The 1,868-nt window shown below is 40.8% G+C and carries 3 protein-coding genes; all 3 read left to right on the top strand.

Annotated features, from left to right (window positions below; genetic code table 11):
• Window positions 1-80 precede the first annotated feature (80 nt).
• Window positions 81-428 carry a hypothetical protein gene (locus GX089_03705; protein ID NLP01576.1) on the top strand — a complete coding sequence of 116 codons (348 nt, stop codon included), beginning with the start codon at window positions 81-83 and terminating at the stop codon, window positions 426-428.
• Between the two features lie 5 nt (window positions 429-433).
• Window positions 434-826, top strand: a complete 393-nt coding sequence (gene tnpB, locus GX089_03700) for an IS66 family insertion sequence element accessory protein TnpB (GenBank protein ID NLP01575.1) — start codon at window positions 434-436, stop codon at window positions 824-826.
• 71 nt (window positions 827-897) lie between these two features.
• The coding region (locus GX089_03695; GenBank protein NLP01574.1) for a transposase at window positions 898-1,868 on the top strand (971 nt) is incomplete at its 3' end.

Genomic DNA, 1,868 nt, shown 5'->3' with positions numbered 1-1,868 from the left:
GTATGCTAACAGTGAACGGCGTCTTTCATCCCCATTCCGCGTAACCGATTTTCATAGTGAACTCAACCGGGAGCATCATTATGAAAGAATCAGAGCGCAAAAGAAAATTTAATGAATTTCTGCACCTCTCACAAGAGGGCATTTTGGGATCCACAGAAATAGCCGGTAAAATAGGCATTTCTATCAATACACTCTATAACTGGCGTAAACGTCTGCGTACTGAAACCCATCCATTACAACATCAGAAGTCTGGACAAAAAATACCCCTGCCTTCATTTTCCAGAGTTATTCTTGAACAGAAAAACAATAAATCTTCATCACCGTTTATTGAAATCAATATCGGAAACAGCACTGTAATACGAATTCCGGAACATATTTCACCAGATATTTTACGCGCAATACTTGAGTACAGCATAGTCCGGGGTTAAAAGCGATGATATCTTTTTCTTTTCCGGCAGAGATTTACATTGCTAACAGACCGACAGATTTTCGCAAATGTTTTGACGGACTCTGTGGAGAAATACAATCATATCTGCAATCAGATCCTCTTAGCGGAGCACTGTTTGTCTTTTACAACAAACGCCGTGACAGGCTGAAAATGATTGTCTGGGATAATGACGGGTTCTGGATGTTTTACAAAAGACTTGAGCAGGGTACTTTTGAAATTCCTTGTGGCAATAGCGATATATCACGAATAAGCATTAATGCAGAACAATTGCATTTGATGCTTTGCGGCATAGAGTTGTCATCTGTCAGAAAGCGTAAGCGGTTTGAATTTCAACAAATGTGTCAAGCAAAACAGGTGCCGGAAATATGTTGTTCCTGAACATATTTCTGTTGATTTAATATTGACACAAAATCTATTTTATACTTATTATGAGTCCAGATGAACTGTTGGTGAAATATACCGATGCGACTAAAGAGATAAAGGTGTTGCGAGATGAGAATCAGCATCTCAAGGACCGCATCGCCTGGTTCGAAAAGCAGATCTTCGGACAAAAAACAGAACGTTATGTTTCCAATGATCAACAGACTGAACTGCCGCTTAATGTTCCAAAAAAAGAGATAGAAGTCTCTCAGGAAACAGTTACCTATACACGTGATAAAGTGAAAAAGCATACCCCACATGGCAGAGATGAGATTCCTGCTCACCTCCCTCGCATTGACAAAAAAATTGAGCCGGATTTCGATACCAGCGGATATGTGAAAATAGCTGAAAAAATTACTGAGGAACTTCATTACAAACCGGCTGAATTTTATGTTCTGCGGATTATACGTCCTGTATTGAAAAAAAACGTTGATGGTGAAACTGTTATTTGCACTCCTGGACTTCCGAATCGCTGTATCGACAAGGGTATTGCCGGTTCCAGTCTTGTAGCTCAGCTGCTTGTTACAAAATGTGTTGACCATAACCCGCTGTACCGCTTTGGGGAACAGATTAAACGTTACTGCAACTTTGATATTCCATATTCTACTCTTAGCGGCTGGTTCTCCAAAGGAGCATTCTGGTTAAGCAGTCTTGTTCCTGCATTGCAGAACAGGATTTTAAATAGTGGCTATTTCCAGATCGATGAATCAACCATAAAGGTTATGATAGAGCCCACTAAAGGAAAAAGTCATCTTGGATATATGGTTCAGACGCTTTCTCCAGAGCTCAATATCGTAACGTTTCATTACATGAGAGCACGCAATCAGAAAAATATCAAAGATCTGATACCCGATTCCTATACCGGGCGGGTGCAAAGTGATGGCTTGAACCTGTACGACTTCCTTGATTTCAGGGAATCAGTTATACACATAAACTGCCATGGGCACGCCCGTAGAGGGTTTAAAGATGCCCTGGGAAACGATGAAAAGCGTGCACGCTG

Origin of the sequence: Fibrobacter sp., from assembly GCA_012523595.1 — a bacterium.
GTDB lineage: Bacteria > Fibrobacterota > Chitinivibrionia > Chitinivibrionales > Chitinispirillaceae > JAAYIG01.
The sequence above is the reverse complement of the archived record's forward strand: the minus strand, read 5'-3'. Positions and strand labels throughout refer to the sequence as shown.

Coding starts and splice junctions, on each gene's coding strand:
- tnpB (NLP01575.1), top strand. CDS start 434: ATGATATCTTTTTCTTTTCCGGCAGAGATTTACATTGCTAACAGACCG.
- GX089_03705 (NLP01576.1), top strand. CDS start 81: ATGAAAGAATCAGAGCGCAAAAGAAAATTTAATGAATTTCTGCACCTC.